Annotated in this window: 5 protein-coding genes and 1 pseudogene; all 6 read left to right on the top strand. The window is 57.0% G+C overall.

Annotated elements, in window-relative coordinates; translation table 11 throughout:
* Nucleotides 1–53: 53 nt before the first annotated feature.
* A complete protein-coding gene (gene atpE / locus ABGT74_RS11230; RefSeq protein WP_125116447.1) occupies nt 54–311 on the top strand; it encodes an ATP synthase F0 subunit C in 258 nt (85 codons plus the stop codon).
* A 59-nt stretch (nt 312–370) separates the two neighbouring features.
* A complete protein-coding gene (atpF, locus tag ABGT74_RS11225) occupies nt 371–874 on the top strand; it encodes a F0F1 ATP synthase subunit B (RefSeq protein WP_346705549.1) in 504 nt (167 codons plus the stop codon).
* Between the two features lie 6 nt (nt 875–880).
* Entirely contained in the window at nt 881–1,423 is a 543-nt protein-coding gene (gene atpH, locus ABGT74_RS11220) for an ATP synthase F1 subunit delta (protein ID WP_346705548.1), read from the top strand.
* A gap of 16 nt (nt 1,424–1,439) precedes the next feature.
* Nucleotides 1,440–2,945 carry a F0F1 ATP synthase subunit alpha gene (atpA, locus tag ABGT74_RS11215; RefSeq protein WP_346705547.1) on the top strand — a complete coding sequence of 502 codons (1,506 nt, stop codon included), beginning with the start codon at nt 1,440–1,442 and terminating at the stop codon, nt 2,943–2,945.
* A gap of 20 nt (nt 2,946–2,965) precedes the next feature.
* The gene (gene atpG / locus ABGT74_RS11210) at nt 2,966–3,835 is read left to right on the top strand and encodes an ATP synthase F1 subunit gamma (protein ID WP_346705546.1); all 870 of its coding nucleotides are present in this window, start codon (nt 2,966–2,968) and stop codon (nt 3,833–3,835) included.
* 26 nt (nt 3,836–3,861) lie between these two features.
* Nucleotides 3,862–4,088: pseudogene (locus ABGT74_RS11205) on the top strand (F0F1 ATP synthase subunit beta); the annotation flags it as partial.

Raw genomic sequence — 4,088 nt, 5'->3', positions numbered from 1 at the left:
AACCGAATCCATTCTCAAATTTTGAACAACAACATTTTCAGGAGGAAAAAAGTATGGATCCCAAAGCATTTGTAGCAGGTATGTCCGCCCTCGGCGCCGGTATGGCGATGATCGCAGGTCTTGGCCCTGGTATCGGTGAAGGTTACACCGCAGGTCAGGCGTGTGCCGCCATCGGCCGTCAGCCGGAAGCGCAGGGCGATATCACCCGTACCATGATTCTCGGTATCGCTATGGCCGAGTCCACCGGTATTTACGCGCTGGTTATCGCGCTGATCCTGCTGTTTGCCAACCCGTTTGTCGGCCAGTTCTAAGCAGTCTGGCGATAATAGGATGAACGGATTTATCTTCCGTTGGGGAAGGAGGTAAAACAGTGTCGGAAGCGATATATCAGGCCTTTGTCAGCATTGGCTGGTGGGAGATCCTTGTGACGATGTGCAATACGCTGATTACATTTGCCATCATCAAGAAGTTCCTGTTTAAGCCCGTGCGCAAAATGCTTGCTGCACGCGAGGAAGAGGTGCAGGCGATCTATTCCAATGCGGAAAAGGCACAGACCGAGGCCGAGCAGATGCGAAGCGAATACACCGAGCGCCTGTCCAGGGCCAAGGCGGAAGCTGCCGAGATCGTCGGTTCCGCCACCCGCCGCGCGACTGTGCGCAGTGAGGAGATCCTCAAGGAGTCCTCGCAGCAGGCCGCTGCCATGATGAAGAAGGCCGAGAACACCATCGAGCAGGAGCGCAAGAAGGCCATGAACGAGCTCAAGGACGAGGTCGCAAGCCTTTCTGTTATGATCGCCTCCAAGGTTGTCGAACGCGACATCAAGGATGCCGATCATGAGCGTTTCATCGAAGAGTTCATCGACAAGGTGGGGTGAGCGCAGGTGGCTGATATTGTAAGCGAACGCTATGCGCTGAGTCTGTATGAAGTGGCTGCGGACGAGAAAAAGGAAAAAGCCTATCTCGATGAGCTTGCCGCGGTCTGCGAGGTGTTCAAGCGTGAGCCTGATTTCCTCAAGATGCTCTTGACGCCGTCCATTGCGCTGGAGGACAAGCAGAATGTTCTGCGCAAGGTGTTTGAAGGGCGAATTGAGGAATTCCTGCTCAATTTCCTGATGCTGATTACGGAAAAGGGCCGCGTCGGTCTGATTCAGAGCATGTATCAGGCGTATAAAGAACAGTATTACTTTGAAAACGGCATCGTGGAGGTGCATGCGGTCACGGCAAAGCCGATGAGCGAAGCACTGACCGAAAAGCTGAAAGCAAAGATGAGCGCCGTCACCGGAAAACAGGTGGTGCTCGAAACGTCGGTGGATGAAAGCATCCTCGGCGGCATTGTCGTAAAGCTCGGAAACGAGCAGTTCGACACCAGCCTGCGCACTCGTTTGAGCGAGATTGCCGCACGGCTGACCAATACTATCGCGTAAGGAAGTAGGTGACTTTATGGAATTACGCCCCGAAGAGATTAGCAATATTATCAAAGAGCAGATCACGCACTACCAGAGCCAGATCAAGCTGACCGACGTCGGTACGGTTGTCACCGTCGGTGACGGTATCGCGCATGTTCACGGTCTGGAAAACTGCATGTCCGGTGAGCTGCTCGAATTTCCGGGCGGCGTATACGGCATGGCGCAGAACCTCGAGGAGGATCTGGTCGGCGCCGTAATCCTGGGTTCGGATCAGGATATTCGTGAGGGCGACACGGTAAAACGCACAAACCGCATCGTAGAGGTGCCGGTGGGTGAGGCCATGCTCGGCCGCGTTGTGGACGCGCTGGGCAAGCCGATCGACGGCAAGGGCCCGATCCATACCACCGAGTCGCGCCCGATCGAAAGCCCCGCGCCGGGCATCATCGAGCGTGCGCCGGTTAATGTGCCGCTGCAGACCGGCATCAAGGCGATCGACTCCATGATCCCGATCGGCCGCGGTCAGCGTGAGCTGATTATCGGTGACCGTCAGACCGGTAAGACCGCGATCTGTCTGGACACCATCATCAACCAGAAGGGTACGGGCGTTATCTGTATCTATGTAGCCATCGGCCAGAAGCGTTCGACGGTTGCACAGGTGGCTGAGACGCTGGCGCAGAACGGCGCTATGGATTATACCTGCATTGTCGCTGCGACCGCATCCGAGTCCGCGCCGCTGCAGTATATCGCGCCGTATGCGGGCTGCTCGATCGGTGAGTACTTTATGCATAAGGGCAAGGACGTGCTGGTTATCTATGATGATCTGTCCAAGCACGCAGTGGCTTATCGTGCCCTTTCCTTGCTGCTCCATCGTCCGCCAGGACGTGAGGCATACCCCGGCGACGTATTCTATCTGCATTCCCGTTTGCTGGAACGCGCAGCCAACATCCAGGACGGCGGTTCGTTGACCGCGCTGCCGATCATCGAGACGCAGGCGGGCGACGTTTCGGCTTATATCCCGACCAACGTCATTTCGATTACGGACGGCCAGATCTTCCTTGAGACCGAGCTGTTCAACTCCGGTATCCGTCCGGCGGTTAACCCCGGTATTTCGGTATCCCGTGTCGGCGGCAACGCGCAGATCAAGGCGATGAAGAAGGTTGCGGGCACCCTGAAGCTGGCGTACTCGCAGTACCGCGAGCTGCAGGCGTTCTCGCAGTTCGGCTCCGACCTCGACGCGGACACCAAGAAGCGTCTGAATCAGGGCGAGCGCATCGTAGAAGTGCTCAAGCAGCCGCAGAACAGCCCGATCCCGGTCGAAAAGCAGGTTATCATTATTTTTGCGGTTATTTCCGGTCAGCTGCTTGATATTCCGGCGGATAAAGTGGCCGAGTTCGAGAAAGAGCTGTTTGCGTTTATCGACGGTGTCTATGGCGACGTTCCCGAGACCATCCGTGCGACCAAGCAGATGGACGACGACATCAAGGAGAAGCTGACGAAAGCGATCGAGGAATTCAAAGCAAAGTTCCTTTCCGAGCATTAAGGCGGAAGGGGGACTGAACAATGGCTTCCGGAAACATGAAGGACATTAAGCGCCGCATCAAGTCGGTGCAGTCCACCATGCAGATCACCAAGGCAATGGAGCTGGTGGCCTCTTCCAAAATGCGCCGCGCCAAGGAGCGCGCGCTGGCCGCGCGGCCCTATTTCAACACGATGTATGAAACCATCACCCGGCTGGCTGCGGAAACGCGGGACGGCGACTCGGTTTATACGCGCCGCCGCCCGGTGAAGAACAGCCTGTATATCGTCATCGCGGGCGACCGCGGTCTGGCGGGCGGCTACAACGCCAACCTGTTCAAGCTGGCAGCTGCCGAGATGGAGAGCAAAAAGGCGCAGATCGTCACGATCGGCAAAAAGGCGCAGGAGTATTACGCCAAGCGCGACTGGCCGGTTGCGGCGGATTATCCGGGCATTGCCGAAACTATGAAAATCAGCGACACGCATGAGATCGTCGAGCGTATGCTCGGCCTGTTCCGCGGCGGGCAGGTGGACGAGGTGTTCCTCTGCTACACCCGCTTTGTCTCGCCTTTGCAGCAGGAGCCCAAGTGCATCCAGCTGCTGCCTGCCAGCTTTGAGCGTAGCGAAAAAGGCGAAAAGACGTCGGGCGCGCGTGTGCTGACCGAATACGATCCCTCTCCCGAGGCAGTGTTCGACGCGATCATTCCCGAATACCTGTACGGTGTGCTGTACGGCGCGGTGGTGGAAAGCTACTGCTCCGAGCAGTCCGCGCGCCGCATGGCGATGGAGGCTGCGTCCGACAATGCCAGCGAGATGATCGAAAATCTGAATCTGTCCTATAACCGTGCACGTCAGGCAGCCATCACGCAGGAGATCACCGAGATCGTTGCGGGTTCGGGCGAAGTCGGCGCATAGGACGATACGAATTAGGAGTTTTGCCAATGAGTGAGCAGAATATTGGCACCGTTGTCCAGATTATCGGACCGGTGCTGGACATTAAATTTGCTGCCGACGCATTGCCCAAGCTGCTGAGCGCCATCACGATCGACAACAACGGCTGTGTCATCACGGTCGAGGTTGCGCAGCACATCGGTCAGGATACCGTGCGCTGCATCGCGATGGAGTCCACGGACGGTTTGGTGCGCGGCATGAAGGCCGTTGATACCGG

It is taken from the genome of uncultured Agathobaculum sp. (genome assembly GCF_963927765.1).
GTDB lineage: Bacteria > Bacillota > Clostridia > Oscillospirales > Butyricicoccaceae > Agathobaculum.
Note: the sequence above shows the minus strand (reverse complement) of the source record. Positions and strands in the feature narration are given on the sequence as shown.